Origin of the sequence: Leptospira kirschneri serovar Cynopteri str. 3522 CT, from assembly GCF_000243695.2 — a bacterium.
Classification (GTDB): Bacteria; Spirochaetota; Leptospiria; order Leptospirales; family Leptospiraceae; genus Leptospira; species Leptospira kirschneri.
Map to the genome: position 1 here is coordinate 177,885 of NZ_AHMN02000007.1, position 16,139 is coordinate 194,023.

17 protein-coding genes are annotated in these 16,139 nt (G+C 37.4%); 16 read left to right on the forward strand and 1 reads right to left on the reverse strand.

What is annotated here, in order from left to right:
• Nucleotides 1-7 precede the first annotated feature (7 nt).
• The 10 genes from meaB (at nt 8) to LEP1GSC049_RS216555 (ending at nt 8,345) form a co-directional block, all read left to right on the forward strand.
• Nucleotides 8-1,045: a methylmalonyl Co-A mutase-associated GTPase MeaB gene (meaB, locus tag LEP1GSC049_RS216600; protein ID WP_004759886.1), complete on the forward strand. Its 1,038-nt coding sequence runs from the start codon at nt 8-10 to the stop codon at nt 1,043-1,045.
• Nucleotides 1,046-1,089: 44 nt separating this feature from the next.
• Nucleotides 1,090-1,512, forward strand: a complete 423-nt coding sequence (locus tag LEP1GSC049_RS216595) for an energy transducer TonB (protein WP_004756303.1) — start codon at nt 1,090-1,092, stop codon at nt 1,510-1,512.
• Between the two features lie 151 nt (nt 1,513-1,663).
• Entirely contained in the window at nt 1,664-2,041 is a 378-nt protein-coding gene (locus LEP1GSC049_RS216590) for an LIC20211 family lipoprotein (RefSeq protein ID WP_016560713.1), read from the forward strand.
• Nucleotides 2,042-2,208: 167 nt separating this feature from the next.
• Nucleotides 2,209-2,880, forward strand: coding sequence for a hypothetical protein (locus tag LEP1GSC049_RS216585; protein WP_016747896.1), 672 nt, complete (start codon nt 2,209-2,211; stop codon nt 2,878-2,880).
• Between the two features lies 1 nt (nt 2,881).
• Nucleotides 2,882-3,325, forward strand: a complete 444-nt coding sequence (locus tag LEP1GSC049_RS216580) for a hypothetical protein (protein ID WP_004759903.1) — start codon at nt 2,882-2,884, stop codon at nt 3,323-3,325.
• 8 nt (nt 3,326-3,333) lie between these two features.
• On the forward strand, nt 3,334-5,985 hold the full coding sequence (locus LEP1GSC049_RS216575) for a TonB-dependent receptor plug domain-containing protein (protein ID WP_016560722.1): 2,652 nt from the start codon (nt 3,334-3,336) through the stop codon (nt 5,983-5,985).
• Nucleotides 5,985-6,500, forward strand: coding sequence for a hypothetical protein (locus LEP1GSC049_RS216570; RefSeq protein WP_004756271.1), 516 nt, complete (start codon nt 5,985-5,987; stop codon nt 6,498-6,500). Before LEP1GSC049_RS216575 ends, LEP1GSC049_RS216570 begins: the two co-directional genes overlap by 1 nt.
• Before the next feature lie 78 nt (nt 6,501-6,578).
• Complete coding sequence (locus LEP1GSC049_RS216565; RefSeq protein ID WP_004757567.1) at nt 6,579-7,193, forward strand: MotA/TolQ/ExbB proton channel family protein; 615 nt, start codon at nt 6,579-6,581, stop codon at nt 7,191-7,193.
• A gap of 87 nt (nt 7,194-7,280) precedes the next feature.
• A complete protein-coding gene (locus LEP1GSC049_RS216560; RefSeq protein ID WP_004756324.1) occupies nt 7,281-7,685 on the forward strand; it encodes an ExbD/TolR family protein in 405 nt (134 codons plus the stop codon).
• 9 nt (nt 7,686-7,694) lie between these two features.
• Nucleotides 7,695-8,345: an energy transducer TonB gene (locus tag LEP1GSC049_RS216555; RefSeq protein WP_004775300.1), complete on the forward strand. Its 651-nt coding sequence runs from the start codon at nt 7,695-7,697 to the stop codon at nt 8,343-8,345.
• On the opposite strand, the gene LEP1GSC049_RS2000000228280 is transcribed toward LEP1GSC049_RS216555, so the two are convergent.
• Nucleotides 8,329-8,472 carry a hypothetical protein gene (locus LEP1GSC049_RS2000000228280; protein WP_016747899.1) on the reverse strand — a complete coding sequence of 48 codons (144 nt, stop codon included), beginning with the start codon at nt 8,470-8,472 and terminating at the stop codon, nt 8,329-8,331. The two genes, LEP1GSC049_RS216555 and LEP1GSC049_RS2000000228280, sit on opposite strands and share 17 nt — an antisense overlap.
• 132 nt (nt 8,473-8,604) lie before the next feature.
• Between LEP1GSC049_RS2000000228280 and LEP1GSC049_RS216550 the strand changes: the two genes are divergently transcribed.
• The 6 genes from LEP1GSC049_RS216550 (at nt 8,605) to LEP1GSC049_RS216525 (ending at nt 16,136) form a co-directional block, all read left to right on the forward strand.
• The gene (locus tag LEP1GSC049_RS216550) at nt 8,605-9,417 is read left to right on the forward strand and encodes a UDP-2,3-diacylglucosamine diphosphatase (protein ID WP_004757675.1); all 813 of its coding nucleotides are present in this window, start codon (nt 8,605-8,607) and stop codon (nt 9,415-9,417) included.
• Between the two features lie 44 nt (nt 9,418-9,461).
• Nucleotides 9,462-11,063, forward strand: coding sequence for an FMN-binding glutamate synthase family protein (locus LEP1GSC049_RS216545; RefSeq protein ID WP_004756445.1), 1,602 nt, complete (start codon nt 9,462-9,464; stop codon nt 11,061-11,063).
• 578 nt (nt 11,064-11,641) lie between these two features.
• Complete coding sequence (locus LEP1GSC049_RS216540; RefSeq protein ID WP_004762734.1) at nt 11,642-12,361, forward strand: Yip1 family protein; 720 nt, start codon at nt 11,642-11,644, stop codon at nt 12,359-12,361.
• Between the two features lie 5 nt (nt 12,362-12,366).
• Nucleotides 12,367-12,798 (forward strand): acyl-CoA thioesterase, encoded by a 432-nt coding sequence (locus LEP1GSC049_RS216535; RefSeq protein WP_004756181.1) that lies wholly within the window; start codon nt 12,367-12,369, stop codon nt 12,796-12,798.
• 218 nt (nt 12,799-13,016) lie between these two features.
• Nucleotides 13,017-13,364 (forward strand): LB_289 family protein, encoded by a 348-nt coding sequence (locus LEP1GSC049_RS216530; protein ID WP_004756361.1) that lies wholly within the window; start codon nt 13,017-13,019, stop codon nt 13,362-13,364.
• 255 nt (nt 13,365-13,619) lie between these two features.
• Nucleotides 13,620-16,136 (forward strand): histidine kinase N-terminal 7TM domain-containing protein, encoded by a 2,517-nt coding sequence (locus tag LEP1GSC049_RS216525; RefSeq protein ID WP_016560697.1) that lies wholly within the window; start codon nt 13,620-13,622, stop codon nt 16,134-16,136.
• Nucleotides 16,137-16,139: the final 3 nt, after the last annotated feature.

Below are 16,139 nucleotides of genomic sequence, written 5' to 3' on the forward strand. Positions count from 1 at the left end.
ATCGTCTTTGAATTCTGAAGAACAATCGGGCGGAGGAATCCGATCTACTGGAATTCAAAGAAAATCTCTACCTACCCCAGAAGAATTTATAAAAGGAATTCTTTCCGGGGATAGAGTAATGCTCAGCCGTGCAATTACACTCATAGAAAGTTCCCGGCCCGACCACAAAGAACTTGCAGAAAAGATTATAGATGCTTGCCTTCCTCATTCCGGTAAATCGATCCGAATCGGAATCACCGGAATTCCGGGAGTGGGTAAAAGTACATTCATTGAATCCTTCGGAACGTATTTGATCTCTCAAGGCAAAAAACTCGCCGTGTTGACGATAGATCCTTCCAGTCAGATTTCGGGAGGAAGTATTTTAGGCGATAAAACCAGAATGTCCGAACTTTCCAAAAACGAATCCGCATTTATTCGTCCTTCCCCCGCCGGTGATTCGTTAGGTGGAGTTGCTAGAAAAACAAGAGAAACTATTTATCTCTGTGAAGCAGCTGGATTTGATATGATCTTAGTAGAAACCGTCGGTGTGGGTCAATCGGAAACTGCTGTACATTCTATGGTGGATTTATTCTTGTTACTTCTCATTGCGGGTGCAGGAGATGAACTACAAGGAATCAAACGAGGAATCATGGAAATGGCGGATCTATTTGCTATTACAAAAGCGGACGGGGACAATAAGGTAAGAGCAGAACGAACTAAAATTGAAACCCAATCCGCGATTCATTTTTTCCCAAAACAGGAAAGCGGCTGGATTCCTAAAGTAGTCGCTTGTTCTTCTCTTTCGGGAGAAGGAATCGGAGAAATCTGGAATCAAATATTAGAATACAATAAAGTTTTAAAATTAAATGGCCATTTCGAAACCAGAAGGACCAATCAGTCTAAATATTGGTTAGAAGGAACCGTTTCCGAACATCTTATGGTAGATTTTTATACTAAAATGAAAGATCTTTATTTAGACATGGAATCCAAAGTAAGTAAACACAAAATCAGTTCTTTTCAAGCCGCCGAAAAACTGATCCAAGAATATAGAAAGAGAATTCGGTGACGGCTTTTCGTATCGAATGATTGAAAAATGAATTTTAGACTATTATGAAATTCTTTACCAGAATCGGAGTTTTTCTTCTACAACTTTTTATACTGTTTTTAGGAAATTGTAACACAGTTGCGGAGATTCCGATCGATCTCAATGCTCCCGATTCGGATTCGGAAGGTTATTTGTATTCGTACAACGCGGATAAGTCCCCTATCCCGATTATCGAATTCAATCTTTGGGAATACTTTCCTTTTGAAGCCAAAAAAGCAGGCATACTGAATCAAATCGTGATAGTGAAAGTTCAAATCGACGAGGAAGGAAATTTGCGAAGTGCAAAAATCGCCTCCGAAAGAATCGGTTTCGGATTCGACGAGGCAGCTTTAAAAATAGTCGAAAAGGCGCGTTGGAAGCCGGGGATCTTAAACGGAAAACCCGTTAAGACCCATCACCGAGTTCCAATCCATTTTAAGTTTGAGTAAAATAGAGTCTTTATTTGATCAAATAGAGATTGCAAAAGTTCCGTATAAATACGCCAAATCTAAATCAGTTTCCTGTTTTTTTATATTTTATTTTTCTCGATTTGGAACTTTTTTTCTATGAGATTGTCATTCCTTTCTGAAAATAGTTATCGTGAAAATTTTTCAAATTCTATTTATATTTTTTGTTTCTTTAATATCATTCCATTGTACGACATCCTCTGCCGGAATTGCAACGAGTAATATTCCCATAGCGGATCGTAAATACAAAGTGATTGGTCCCGTGGAAGGACATAAAACTTGGAACACGTTTGACATAGCTATTGTGGGACTTCCACTTTCCGAACCACCAATCGATAAATTAGTCACTTCTATGTTAACCGAAAAAGAAGCGGACGCCTTGATTAATATCCGTTATTGGACAGACAAATACATACTTTTATTCATTACAGTCAATAGACTACATATCAATGCGGAAGCAATCAAATTCGAAGATCAGCCCAATGATCAGAGCAGTAAAAAAAGAAAATAATAAAGTGACATTGCTCCTCTCTCAAAAAGTGGAACCTTTTATTATAAAATCTGCAAGTTATTTATATCGAGAAATCAGATTGTTAAAAACACTACAATTATTTGTAAAATCTGCTTTCGTCTTGACTTTAGACAGAAGGCCCGGTAAATTTTGTTTATTATAAAATTATGTTTCTTGCAAGTAATGTTTTTATGGAAACTGCCACAGAAATGTCTTCTTTTAGATCCTTTGAATTTATGGGTAAGACAATGATTAAATCCTTAATCGTGATTAAGCATCACTCCTTACATTACTATTCTATTTTGTTTTGGGTTTTAGTGATTTTATCTTTTTCTGTTTTCGGCAATTGTATGGGAGCCACCTTATTTGAGCCAGGCGGAAGGGTCCGTGCACCTGCTCTTTACGACTCTGCTACGATTATTCGAACTTCTGGATACGATATTTTAGAAGAATCAGAAGGAGAGTCTTCCACATTTTTCATTTTAGGAATCATCCCGATCACAAACCCGATTAGCATCGATTATGCACTGAGTCAAGCGGTTCAAAAAGTTCCAGGCGGAAGAAGTATAGTGAACATAAAGGTTTGGCACGAGACTCACGTTATGTTTCCTTTAGGAACCGTTTCGGTTTTGAAAGTCAAAGGAAACGTGATCGGAAATAAAGAAGAATCCGAAAAACTCAAATTAGAAGAACAACTTAAAAAAGAAACCACCTCTCAAATACAGGAAGAAAAACAAAATTCCACTCCTCCGCCTGAAGGTGGGATTTCGGTAGGCGGTGGAAAACAACGCCCTTCTGATTCAGGCGGAATTTCCGTAGGCGGAAAAAAGAAAGATTAGTATGTTAGAATATTCTTTAAAATTTATATTCGATTTCGAAAAAAAATTAGGATACCGTAATCCTATCTTTATAATAAGGAGTTTCTCATGTAAAAGGAAATGTTTTCTTTGGGAATTCGTTTTTATACTGATCTTATCCGTTTGTTCTCAAAATTGTGTAAGACCAGAAGTGGTTTCTGCAAGTGATTCCCAAAGCCAGATTTATGCCGCGGCCAATTATTTGAGCAATAAATGTGGAAACCCGATTCCTGCTCCAATGCCACTTGTTGTAGAAGACGTAGAACAGAGAAACTTGGATTTATGTACAATCGCGATCACTAGATCAGAATGTCCTTTTATTTCGTATCCTTTTGCTTGTGTACTGATTTATGTAAAAGAACCTATTGGCGAAATACCATGGTATTTAGATTTCCAAGAAGTATTCGTAAAAACTAAAATACAATAAGGCAAACGATGAAAAACATTAGAAATATATTGATTATTTTTTTCATCCAGCCGACAAAAAAGTTTATAAAAAGTAAAACGTTCAACTTTCTTCAATTGTCTCCTTCTGGCCGAAACAAACAATCTTTAACGTTGTTGAAACGAATTTCTTTTTTATTTTTTATTTTTCTTACAACTCCGATTTTCGCCGAAGTTTCTTTTCGTGCGCGCGTTTTTTCCCGTAGTAAAAGTTTAGGTGATGCAAACGTTTCGGTACGAATTTCCGAAACTAAAAAATTTTATCAGACCGATTCGGAAGGTTATTTCCAAGGTGTGGTTCCCTCTTCCGGTACATACACATTTCGTATTTTAAGAGATGTTGGATTTCAGGAAATTCGTCAAGAGATAGGAGAAAGCGAAGGACTTATAATTCTTTATACGGATGAATCCGTAAAATCCAGCGAAAGTATAGCCAAAGGTACAATTAACGTAACCGGAGAAAAAGAAAAACAACTCATGTCTCGTACAAAATTACGTTTTGAAGAAATTAAACGTATGCCCGGCACGTTTGGTGAACCACTTCGTTCGATCGAAACCATTCCGGGAGTCGTTCCGGTTGCCGCGTTCGGTGGTGGTGCAAATAATTATTCTTTCCGTGGAGCCGATCCAAATACAAATCTTTATCTCTACGACGATCTGCCAATATTATATCCGTTCCACTTTGACGGATTAACTGCTACGATCAATGGAAACCTAATCAAGTCGATGGATGTTTATACCGGAGTTCTTCCAGCGAATTTTAACAATGCACTCGGAGGTGTTATCGAAATTGAATCCCCTGATAAGGTGGAACGTTCCAGTGGAAATTTTTTGACTTCACTTTGGGCCGCGTCCGCAAATTATCAAACCACCTTTGCCAACGGAAAGGGTTACATTCTAGGTGCGGTAAAAGTCGGTTATATCGACAAGACGTTTGAAACGTTAGGAACTCTTGCGGGAGGTAGTCTTCTTCCGGAAGGAATACGCCTTCCGCGTTATACAGACTCTCAAGTAAAGATGGTTTATAACTTTAACGATGAACACCAGATTTCTTTTCACTCTTTAACTGCAAAAGACGATTTTGCTTTGGATCCTCCCGCAAAACGACAGAACGATCCAACAAAAGATGAATTGGCGGGATTTGCTGGAGGAAATTTGTCCGCAGGTCAAGGGTATCGTACCCAAGCTTTTCGTTATACTTGGAGGCCTTCCGAAAAATTCAATAATCGCATTACACTGATTAGTTATGATCCGTTTGTAGATTTTAATGTTTCTTTTGGTTCTATCAAGGCGAAACAAAGAGGTAGCGGAGCGTATAATGGAGTCCGACAAGACGCATTTTGGGAACCTAACAAACATTTTACGTTAGAATTCGGCTCCGAACTTCGTTTTTTAAATTACAAAACTACCGGGAGTACGATTCAACAAACTGATCCAAATAATCCAGATCCAAATCCTTACGATACTACGAGTCCTGATTTTAAAACCGTTCCAGATACCAACCGAGTACAAAGTAAATACTACAACGCTTATACTACGATGAAAATCAAATTCGGTGGACTGCTAATCGAACCAGGAGCCAGATATGATTATATTCCTTATATCAAAAACGGCGCCATCGGTCCAAAAGCACAAATATCTTATAAGTTCGAACAAGGTGTACTCAAAGGAACTACTGTTTTCGGAGGTGCTGGAAATCATTTTAACTTTCCGTTAGACACTCGATTTTCAGAACAAAGCGGAAACCCCCACTTAAAATTTCAAAAGGCATTTAAATACGGGGGTGGGATCGATCACCAAGTCACTTCCGAATGGCAAATTAAAGGTGAAGTTTTTAAACAGGAATTTTCCAACTTGATCGTTACCGATCCTTATATCACGGAGACGATTGGCACCAATCCGGATCAGTACGGCAGGATCACTCAACCTTATATTCTAAACAAACCTCTCAGCTATTCCAATAATGGAACCGGACATTCTAGAGGTTACGAACTGGTAATTCGCAAAACTGCCGCTCCCGGAAAAAGGGATTGGTTCGGTTGGATCTCTTATACTTGGTCTCAAACATTCAGAAATCCTAATATTTATAAACCTGACGCTATCATGACGCAAGTCGCTACTGGTCCCGAACAAAGATTAGTCGCTCAAACCTTTCCTAATTCCAAAGAAACTTTATATGATTACGATCGTACTCATATCATCAATTTGATTTTCGGTTGGAGATTCAGTCAGGATTGGCAATTTGGAGCGAGATGGTCTTATATGACTTCCACACCAATTACTCCGATTGTAGGAGACGACGGTGGAAAATTCAGCAACCCTGCAAACAATCAAACGATTTGGATACCGGTTTCGGGCAACAATCCTTATCTTTCAGAATACACCAATTCAAAACGTTTGAAAGATTACCACAGATTTGATATTCGGATCGACAAATTTTTAAATTACGAATGGGGTTATGTAAATACGTTTCTGGAAATCATCAACGTATATATGAGAGAAAACGTTTCCGGTGAAAATTTTGACGTTACACGTCCTTATTCTGCGACCAACCCAAAACCGAATCCTACATTTGGGACTCTTACCTTACCGGGAGGAGCGATTATTCCTTTCTTTAATATGGGAATCGAGGTGAAATTTTAATGAAAAAAAATCCATTCGAAACCGTAAAAAGGCGAATTCAAAATTTTGCATTTGTTTTGATTTCTTTACACCTCATTTTAAATTGTAACCTTCCCAACGAAGACGATGGTTTCAACCGGAACAACGAAAAGAGAGTGATACTTCAATATTTACTTTTACCTCCTACTGATCCAGTTCGATCCTGCATAGACGCCTTACAGTCCGCACAGATTTGTTTGAATCAAGCCACTGATCTACCCACTCCACTTTCCGAAGAAATGATCGTAAGTTTATTCAGCGGAGAAGATACTTCGTTAGAAACGTATCAAAGTTATTGTGATAGTTTAATTCATTCCCCCACGTTTGCAAAATATACGAGTAGAGCGCAAGCCTGTGTAATGGATTGTAATCGTTCTTATTGGACAAATAAAAATTCTGCGGGAACCTGTGGAGAAGATGGAGGTTCTCAAATTATGGGATTATCAACGGGAACGTTTGGGTGTACAAAAACATGTACAAGCGTTTCGGGACCTTAAATGAAATAAAATGATCGGAAAACTGAGTGACTTTGATGTCACTTTTAGAAAATAAAGAATATTAGAGGATTTTAGTTTATGACAATGTTTTTGGTTGAATACGGCGAGACTTTCATTTTTGTAATTATGCTCGTTGCAAGTATCGTTGCTCTCGCGGTAGGAACTGAAAGAATTTTAATTTTTCGCAGAAATCTGAAAAATACGGAAGCAATTCTTCCAGTTTTAACTTCTGAAATTAGAAAAGGTGATTTTTCTGCGATAAAGTCAATTGCTTCCGAAAATCGCGGAAATATATATGCAAAATTCTCCCAATTTTCAGCGGAACATTACGAGATTGGTCACGAAGCTCTTTCAGAACTACAAGAAGGAAAAATCATCGGAGAAAGAGTAGAACTAGAAAATCATCTTCCGATTTTAAATACGTTAGGAAACAACGCCCCTTTTATTGGTCTTTTAGGTACGGTTTTAGGTGTGATTAAAGCGTTTTATGGTTTAGGAACCTTAGGAAGTACTGGGGCTGAATTCGTAATGAGAAGCATTTCAACCGCCCTTTTAGCAACTGCTGCCGGTTTAGGCGTGGCCATCCCGGTTGTAATGGCAAATAATTATTTCACTCGTAAACTCAAAGTAATTCAGGCAAATTTAGAAATTCTTTCCAAAGAGTTTCTTGCTAGTCTTTCTCGTAAAAAGTAAACTAAGAAGTATTATAAAAATTTAATTTTATTACAAAGTTCAAACTTAGCCCTATGAGAGATAAAAACTGATAAGGAGAACACAAATATGGCAGGTTCTGCTCCCTCCGGCGACGGAGAAGAAATAGGCAATATCAACATAACTCCGATGGTGGACGTGATTTTAGTTCTTCTGGTAATCTTTATGGTGACAGCGAACTTCTTAAAAAAAGAATCCATCAATATCAACCTTCCTAAGGTTGCAGCTGCAGACCCTAACGTAGCTCAATCGGTTCAAGTAGCTTTGACCAAGGACGGAAAAATTCTTTTAGAAGGATCGGACATATCCATAGAAAGGCTGAAGGCACATCTCGAAAGGGATTCTAAAATCAAACCCAATATGCGTCTAACGCTTTCCGCCGATTCTTCTCTTCCCTATGGACAAATTGCAGAAACGATGGGAGTGATCCGCAAAGCTGGGGTCACTAAAATCGCCCTTTCAGTAAAACGTTAAGCGAAACAGATGAGATTACAAATGGTTGCAAACGTTCCCGAAATCAAACAGAGAATTTTAAAATTCGGACTCTTTCGTTTTTGTCTGATTGTTTCTTTTATTTTACATTCTTTGACGATTGGAACTTATTTCATTGCTACCTATCTTCCGGAAGAGGAAATTTCTTCTGAAGATTTAGATACAAACGTAGAAGTTGACCTAGAAGAAATTCCTCCCGAATTGATAGGCGGAACGTCTTCTCCGGCCCCCGTTGAAAAACAGGAATGGGTGGAAGGTTCGAATCAAAACGCAGAAGATCCGATCGATGAAGATCTCAATCCAAACGCTCTTTCCGGAAACGGTACGGATAAAGACGGATATTTATTTTCCTATAACGGAGATAAAACTCCTACTCCAATTATCGACTTTGATCTGAGAGATTTTTTTCCGGCTCAAGCAAAATCCGCAGGAATCGTTTCCAAACAAGTTGTAGTAGTAGTTCAAATCGATGAACACGGAAATTTACAAGGAGCTAAAATCGCGTCGGGTAAGGCCGGGTTCGGTTTTGATGAAGCGGCGCTTAAAATCGTAAAACTTGCTCGTTGGAGTCCAGGATACTTACAAGGAAGGCCTACAAAAATGTCTCACCGAGTTCCGATCTCTTTCAATCTAGAAGATTAATTTTAAAAAAACCTAATATAACGGAGCAGGTCGTAAGAAAACCGGGGCGAATCCGGTTTGCCATACAGACAACCGGACCGGGTTCTTTTATAAAATGAACTACTTTGGATTTTATAGAAGTCCACATTTTCTTTTACAATGATTTTTGTAGTTTCGAAAAATTTTACTCTATTCGACTTTCAAAAAGATTAAAGTAAGATACGGAATCGTTTGACTAAAGTCCTTTTCCAATACAGATTGTTTTAAAAGCGATCTACCGATGAAATTCGAAAAGAACAAAATTTATGACGGAATTTTTCTTTCGGACGTTCACTACCTTCTCAACAAAAAAATAAAATCCCACAAACACAAAGAACTTTTTCAATTTTTAGACCATTTGAATCAAAGGAACGTCCGTTTTAAGAACATCTATCTCGTGGGAGACATTATAGAAAATTGGTTCTTTAGCGCTTCTCGTAAACTCAAAAGAAGCAAAAAAAAATTCAATAAACTTTTCGACAGGTTGGACACCTTATCCACGTTTGGCGGGAATAAAATTTACGTAGTAGGAAATCATGATTCCACTTCGTATTTAATGAATCTGCCTTCTAAAATCGAAAAATATCTTAAAGAAAGAAACTGGAACATATGTGAAAAAACAGAAAATGATCTACTGATAGCCGTTCACGGACACCAGGGACAGTACAACCGTTTCACATGGATCGGTTCTATTTTTCTATTACGTTTTCTGCATACAATTGCATTACTCGTCCCAAACATTTTCCGTTTTTCGGAAGCTTTCTATCAAAAACATCTGAATAGACAGGATCCGAGCACAACGGAAGAAATTCTAGGATACTACAAACGACTTTCAAAAATCACACATCAAGGAAATCGTGTTTTAATTTCCGGACATACTCATGACTTCCTTTGTATCCCTCATTTAAGAATCATCAATACGGGCGACTGGGTAAAAAGTAATAGTTTTATCATACAGGACGGTTCACGTTTTATAGGAGCCAAAATGAATAAACGGGGAGAATTTTCTAAAGAGTTCGTCTACAAACACGAATCAGAATCTTCTCCTCAGTAAAAATATTTCTTGCGAAACACTTTCTAAAGGTGCAGAATTACCGGATGCAAAATTCTATGATCTTGCAATTTGTTTCCGAACATCCTTGGTATTCCTTGTTTTATACAATTGGAACTTATCTTTTTTTTGCGCTTCTACACGACATCTTTCAAAGAAGACATACAATCAAACATAACTTTCCTCTTGTGGGTAGAATCAGATATATATTCGAAACGATCGGCCCCGAGCTCAGACAATATTGGGTTGCAAACGATAAGGAAGAAATGCCTTTCAACCGAGCGGAACGTTCCTGGGTTTATGCGACCGCAAAAAAACAGAATAATAACTTCGGTTTCGGAACGACGGAACTTTTATACGAAGCGGGTTACCCTATTATCAAACACAGCGCGTTTCCTTTTCCAGAATCGAAAGTAAAACATCTTAAAAACGATACTTCGATGATTCCTTGTCTTAAAGTGATTGGTGAATTTCATAACCGTAAAAAACCATTTCGCCCTCCTTCCGTCGTAAACATTTCCGCTATGTCTTATGGATCTCTCGGAAAAAACGCTGTCTCTGCTCTTAACAAAGGGGCAATGATGGCTCATTGTTATCAAAACACGGGAGAAGGTGGAATCAGCCCCTATCACAAGTTAGGCGGAGACATCGTTTGGCAAATCGGAACCGGATATTTTGGAGCGAGAGACGAAAAAGGAAATTTTTCTTTAGAAATATTCGGTCAGAAAATTCAAGAAAATCCTCAAATAAGGATGATAGAAATCAAACTTTCCCAAGGCGCCAAACCGGGTAAAGGCGGAATTCTTCCTGGCAAAAAAGTCACAAAACAAATCGCGAGTATTCGAGGAGTTCCCATAGGAAAAGACTGTGTTTCGCCTAACGCACATTCTGAGTTCGGAAACGTAAACGAACTGATCGACTTTATAGAAAGACTTCATCTTGCAAGCGGCCTTCCGATCGGGATCAAAAGCGCCATCGGTGAAATTCATTTCTGGAACGAACTCGCCGAAAGGATGAAACAAACTAACAAAGGTCCCGACTTTATCACTATAGACGGGGGGGAAGGTGGAACCGGAGCGGCTCCTCTCGCTTTTGCGGATCACGTTTCCCTTCCTTTTAAGGTGGGTTTTGCAAGAGTCTATCAGATCTTTCAAAAGGAAAAACTTTCGGAAAGAATGGCATGGATCGGAAGCGGTAAATTAGGATTTCCTGATAGAGCGATCGTAGCCTTTGCAATGGGTTGTGATTTGATCAACGTCGCAAGGGAAGCGATGATGTCCATCGGTTGTATTCAAGCACAACGTTGTCATACGGATCATTGTCCGGCAGGAGTGGCGACTCAGAATCGTTGGTTACAAGCCGGTCTAGATATTGAACTCAAAGCGGAGCGAAATGCGAATTATATCAAAGGACTCAGAAAAGAGGTACTTTCAGTCACACACGCAGCAGGATACGAACATCCACTTCAATTTAGAGGGAGTGATATTGAAATTAGTGCGGGACTCAATATTTTTAAAACCTTAGAAACGATTTTAGGTTATGAAAGAGATTACGTTCATTTTACGAAAATGTTGGACTATACGGATCATACTTATTTGGAAGAATACATGCAAGGCACCTCCAAACAAGAACATCCTAAAACTGAATGAGTTTACGCATTTTAAAAATTAAATTATCAATCGAGACATACTTATTGAAAAATTCCATAGCAATAAATTGCATACAGGAAACATAATACACCAATTGTTTTTAGATTCAATTTAGAACGCGATCCAAAACGCACATTTTTCAAGTGTTCCGACAAGAATGAGGCTTTTTATTTGCAAAAAGTATGTTTTTCTGATAGAGAAAAATCTTTCAAATTTTCCCACCTGCCGCGACGACCCATAGGGAGTCGTGGCATTTAATTTCTTGATTACAAACTAAAACACAACGCTTTCCTCAAACTCAATGCATCGCTCCCTGAATGCCGATCCTTAGAGGGCATTCGCTTTAGTTTTCTGGGTCACTCTGGAAACTCAGCGTCTCACTCCCTGAACTCAGCAAAACGCTTTTTACGAAAGCGTTTTAGATCGTTCGAAGAACTCATTTCAAAAATGTTTTAAAAAAGACCTCATGATTATTTAAAACTTAAGATACAAATCTAAACTCAATTTAGGAGTTTGAATTTCTTTTCCTCTTGCCACATTAATTTATAGAAAAAAACCTGTGTGAAACGTACAGATCCATGTCCAAGTTTTCCTTTTCTTTTACAAATACAATCGAAGAAGCCATAGACGTTTTGATAAAACCTGCTTTCTATTTTAAAAATCTTTCTAAAACTCCCGAAGAATCTCTAATTTCCTTATATCTTCGTTGTTTAGTATATATGGGATTTTTGTACATAGTTGCCGTCTTGGGAATGACATTATTTGCTCCGAAAGAATTTCTAAATCCTCCTTTAACTTTGTTATTTTTAGAAATGCCCGCGGCATATTTAATCTCTAGTATTATCGTTTTTCCTACTTTAGGTTTTATTTATATGTTTTTTTCTTGGGTCTGCGGAGGAAATACCGACTGGAAAAAAAACTTTAAGGCCAGCACCGCAATCTTTAGCACATTCTGGGCTGCATTATTTTTTCAAAGTTTCGGGGGATATGTTCACTTTTATCTTGGGCTTGGAATTGGAATTGTTTTTACCGCATATATTCCTTTTTTATTTTATTTGGCGCTTACTTGTTATCTACAAGCGCCGGTCAAAAGAACCGCGGCAATCCTTTCGGGGTTTGTGCTTGTTCTATTGTATCTTCAATATTCTAAAATGGATTTATACATAAAAGATCACAAGGTTAGAGAAAGTATCAATCTACATAAACCGATTATAAAAGAAGAAGAATTTCAAATAGAACCCGCAGTGGAAGAAATCATTCGAAAAGCAACGGAAAAAGCAAAAAATGCAAAGGAATGACAGTCATGGCGAGAATTCAATTAGAACTTCCAAATCAATTCATCTGGTCCGTAGATCTAGACGTAAGAATTTACGACGTCAACTTTGCCGATCATCTTGCCCATGATAGAGTGATTTCTTTACTTCACGAAGCAAGGGCTAGATTTTTTCTAGAACATAATTACAACGAACTCAATGTAGAAGGACTAGGGATTATCATGACAGACATTGCAGTCGTTTATAAAGCCGAAGCATTCTTTCGAGATAAAGTTCGAATAGAAATTACCGCTGGAGACTTCAATCCAAAAGGTTGTGACATTTTCTATAGAATGACTCACGCGGACGGCCCTGCCAACGGCAAAGTGATCTGTGAAGCTAAGACCGGAATTGTATTTATGGATTATACAACTCGAAAGTTAGCCGCTCTTCCAAATGGATTTAGAAAAATCTTTCCCTAAGGAAATAGAACTAAAAATATTTCCACCATAACGACTCTAGTAACTTATAATTTAAACGTTAAGAAAGTATCTTGTTATTAAAACGATCGTTTGCCCCGTCTATAAGTAAGAGAGTGATCGTATTTTTACATTTTATGCCGGGAGCTTTTGGGGAATCTCCTATACATCAAAAGTCCTCGGAAAAAACTGGCTTATTAGCTATACTTGAGGGTTTTTCTATGAAACGCACCGAACTGGAAAGAAGAGAAAGAGATCTCCGCAAAGCAGAAAAAAAGGTTCAGCTTCAAGAAAAGAGGTTAGCCTCCGGCAAAGGAAATAGTGTTGGAGTTTATATCGACGAACTTTCGGCACTTTTTCGTTATGACGCTATGGAAATCTTCAATACGGGGGACGATATCGCAGTTTTAGAACTTTTAGAAGATATTCAAGCAAATCTTCCTGCAAAACAATGGGAAAACGTACTTCGAAAAGCCATCAAAAAAACCGGAGTTCAAGAAAAAGAAAAAGCGTATAATGAACTTAAAGAATTAATGAACGAAGAAACAGAGGAAGAAATCGAGGTTTAATCTCGATTTCTTCTCTTACAAATTACTTTACTCGCTTGTAATTTCATAAAATCGACATATTATATTTTTTACAGCCGTAACTTCTATTTAAAACCATCCGAATGAGTCTAAAAACAAAATAAAAAACTTTAATTTTTAAAACGACTTCATTTTTCTACTTTTCACTTCGATCATTTTCGCTTACTCTACAAACTTATTTAAAAAATCGAACCTCAAACGACAGCGATAATGAATCTACCACCTCTGCATGAAAACATGGGACTCGTCTGGTCCACTCTCGCTTTTTATTCCGGTTTCTCTTTTATAGTTTTTGGAATCAACTCACTAATAGCGTATAAAAATCGAAGGATTCAAGGAAGTAAGGAATTTCTACTCGTCGTTACCGGACTTGCCTTGTATTCATTTGGAAGCTTTTTTGAAATCATTTCGAGAAATGAAAAATGGATTCTTTTTTGGGACGATTTTCAATTTATCGGAAGAGACGTCACCATAATCGGTATCTCTTTTTTAATTCTTAGACTTACTTTTGTCTACCGGCTTTATATGGTTTTCTTTATTCTACTATTTCCGATTTCGAACGAACTAGTCATATGGTCCGGATATAAATCAGAACTAATACGTACAAACATTCAGTTTCTTGCAAATACTTCCTGGAAAGTTCTTACATACGATTTCGGTCCTTGGATGAAATTTTCAGTTTCTTATTATCTTTTAATTCAAACGATCATCATAACAATTCTAATTTGGAAATTTTTAACTTTTAACGGTTTTAAAAGAGCACAAATGTTTATGCTTTTAATCGGAATCTTATTTCCATTTTTAGGAGGACTAATGACCGTCACGGGTCTTTTTCCGTTTATCAATCCTAATTTGGACGTATTCCCAATTACCGGTTGTATAACCTCTCTCGTTTGGGCATACGGAATTTTTTATTTTAAGATGATGGATTTGATTCCTGTCGCAAGGGATAAAGTTTTTAACCTTATCCAAGACGGAATTTTAATATTAGATAAAAATAATTTGATTTTAGATTACAACGAAGCGTCCGTCGCGTTATTTTTAAACCGACTTAATTTTACAGGTGTCACTCTAAAAGAAATTTATCCTGAGTTGGATCAACTGATCGAAAAATATAAACTAAAGGAAATAAATTTCATTCCAGATCTTAGGCTTTTTATGAACGGAGAACTTAGATATTACGAGGTGATTCTTAAAAATTTCTCCAATCGGCCTAAACCGAGCGATTTTTGGATACTCACTCTAAGAAATATCACAGAACGTAAGTTAGGTGAGGTAAGAGCGATCGAAGAAAAAAACTTCTTGAATATGATTTTAGATTCCACTCGAGTCCTTTTTTTGGCGCTCGATAAAGAAGGAAGAATTCTCAGGTTCAATAAAGCGTGTGAAAACGCATTCGGCTATCATTTTAAAGAAGTTCACGGACATACTTTTTGGGAAATTTTTGTTGAACCTAGAAAGAGAGAGTTCGTTAAGAAAAAATATCTCAAAATGATTCGAGGCAATTTTATTCCTAAAGCCCAAGAGCAATGGATTGGTAAATTCAAAGAACGTAAAGTGATTTTATGGGAAAACAGGGAGATTAAAGACGATCATTTTAATACGAACTATATCATATCCGCAGGTGCAGATCTAACCGACGTCTATAACGCGGAAAATGAAATTGCAAATCTAAAATCCGCAAACGAAGAAATCACTAAAAAGAATCAGATGATTGAAGATCAAAAAAAAGAATTGGAAAAAATTATCGAAACTCTTAAAAAAACCCAAGCACAACTCGTTCAAACCGCAAAACTCGCCGATCTAGGTCAACTCGTGTCTGGAATCGCGCACGAAATCAATAATCCGTTAGGTGCAATCCAAGCCTCAAATCAAAACATTCAGTATTATACCAAATCTTTTCGAGAGAAATCCAAAGACTATTTTCAACTTTTAAGAAGACTTTCTGAAAAAATTAGAAGCCAAATCATAGATATTATAGAAATCGCGGGTCAACATTCCGATTTGATTTTAGGTATTGAAAGAAGAAAACGAATCAAGGAAATTAGAACAAATCTGGAAAATCTTGGATTCGTTTCCACCCCCAATGAACTCTGCGAAGCCGCGTTTGAATGTGGTCTCTATGGAAAAGAAAAAGAATATATAGATCTTCTAAAACATAAAGAAGCCGTTCCTATTTTAGAACTGATCACTAATCTTTTAGGACCGGAAAGAAACTCCCAAACGATTCAAACCGCAGTAGAAAGATCTTCTAAAATTTTATACGCCTTAAAAAGTTTTGCACATTTTGACAATGACAGCGTATTAGAAGATTCTAATTTACGCGAAAATATAGAAACCGTTTTAACACTCTATCAAAATTTATTCCGTCACGGTGTTGAACTTTCCGTAGAATTTGAAGACTTACCTCCAGTCCCTATTTATCGAGACGATCTTTTACATCTTTGGACAAATTTAATCATGAACGCTGTACAGGCAATGACCTATTCCGGTAAACTAAAAATCCGAGGATATAAAGAAGACAACTTTGCCGTTATATTAGTAGAAGATTCAGGCCCGGGCATCCCTGAACCGATCCGGGACAAAATTTTTAATCCTTTTTTTACCACAAAACCCCCAGGTGAAGGAAGCGGCCTCGGTTTGGATATTTGCCTCAAAGTAGTGGAGAAACACAATGGCACCATCTCATTCGATTCCATTCCTGGCAGAACCGTATTTAAAGTAGGAATTCCATTAAAACATAACAATATATAAATA

Excerpts from the sequence above, each read along its gene's own strand:
- LEP1GSC049_RS216530 (WP_004756361.1), top strand. The coding sequence starts at position 13,017 with ATGAAACGCACCGAACTGGAAAGAAGAGAAAGAGATCTCCGCAAAGCA.
- LEP1GSC049_RS216545 (WP_004756445.1), top strand. The coding sequence starts at position 9,462 with ATGCAAAATTCTATGATCTTGCAATTTGTTTCCGAACATCCTTGGTAT.
- LEP1GSC049_RS216570 (WP_004756271.1), top strand. The coding sequence starts at position 5,985 with ATGAAAAAAAATCCATTCGAAACCGTAAAAAGGCGAATTCAAAATTTT.
- LEP1GSC049_RS216555 (WP_004775300.1), top strand. The coding sequence starts at position 7,695 with ATGAGATTACAAATGGTTGCAAACGTTCCCGAAATCAAACAGAGAATT.
- LEP1GSC049_RS216525 (WP_016560697.1), top strand. The coding sequence starts at position 13,620 with ATGGGACTCGTCTGGTCCACTCTCGCTTTTTATTCCGGTTTCTCTTTT.
- LEP1GSC049_RS216580 (WP_004759903.1), top strand. The coding sequence starts at position 2,882 with ATGTTAGAATATTCTTTAAAATTTATATTCGATTTCGAAAAAAAATTA.
- LEP1GSC049_RS216560 (WP_004756324.1), top strand. The coding sequence starts at position 7,281 with ATGGCAGGTTCTGCTCCCTCCGGCGACGGAGAAGAAATAGGCAATATC.
- LEP1GSC049_RS2000000228280 (WP_016747899.1), bottom strand. The coding sequence starts at position 8,472 with ATGTGGACTTCTATAAAATCCAAAGTAGTTCATTTTATAAAAGAACCC.
- LEP1GSC049_RS216540 (WP_004762734.1), top strand. The coding sequence starts at position 11,642 with ATGTCCAAGTTTTCCTTTTCTTTTACAAATACAATCGAAGAAGCCATA.
- LEP1GSC049_RS216575 (WP_016560722.1), top strand. The coding sequence starts at position 3,334 with ATGAAAAACATTAGAAATATATTGATTATTTTTTTCATCCAGCCGACA.
- LEP1GSC049_RS216550 (WP_004757675.1), top strand. The coding sequence starts at position 8,605 with ATGAAATTCGAAAAGAACAAAATTTATGACGGAATTTTTCTTTCGGAC.
- LEP1GSC049_RS216595 (WP_004756303.1), top strand. The coding sequence starts at position 1,090 with ATGAAATTCTTTACCAGAATCGGAGTTTTTCTTCTACAACTTTTTATA.
- LEP1GSC049_RS216565 (WP_004757567.1), top strand. The coding sequence starts at position 6,579 with ATGACAATGTTTTTGGTTGAATACGGCGAGACTTTCATTTTTGTAATT.
- LEP1GSC049_RS216535 (WP_004756181.1), top strand. The coding sequence starts at position 12,367 with ATGGCGAGAATTCAATTAGAACTTCCAAATCAATTCATCTGGTCCGTA.
- LEP1GSC049_RS216585 (WP_016747896.1), top strand. The coding sequence starts at position 2,209 with ATGTTTCTTGCAAGTAATGTTTTTATGGAAACTGCCACAGAAATGTCT.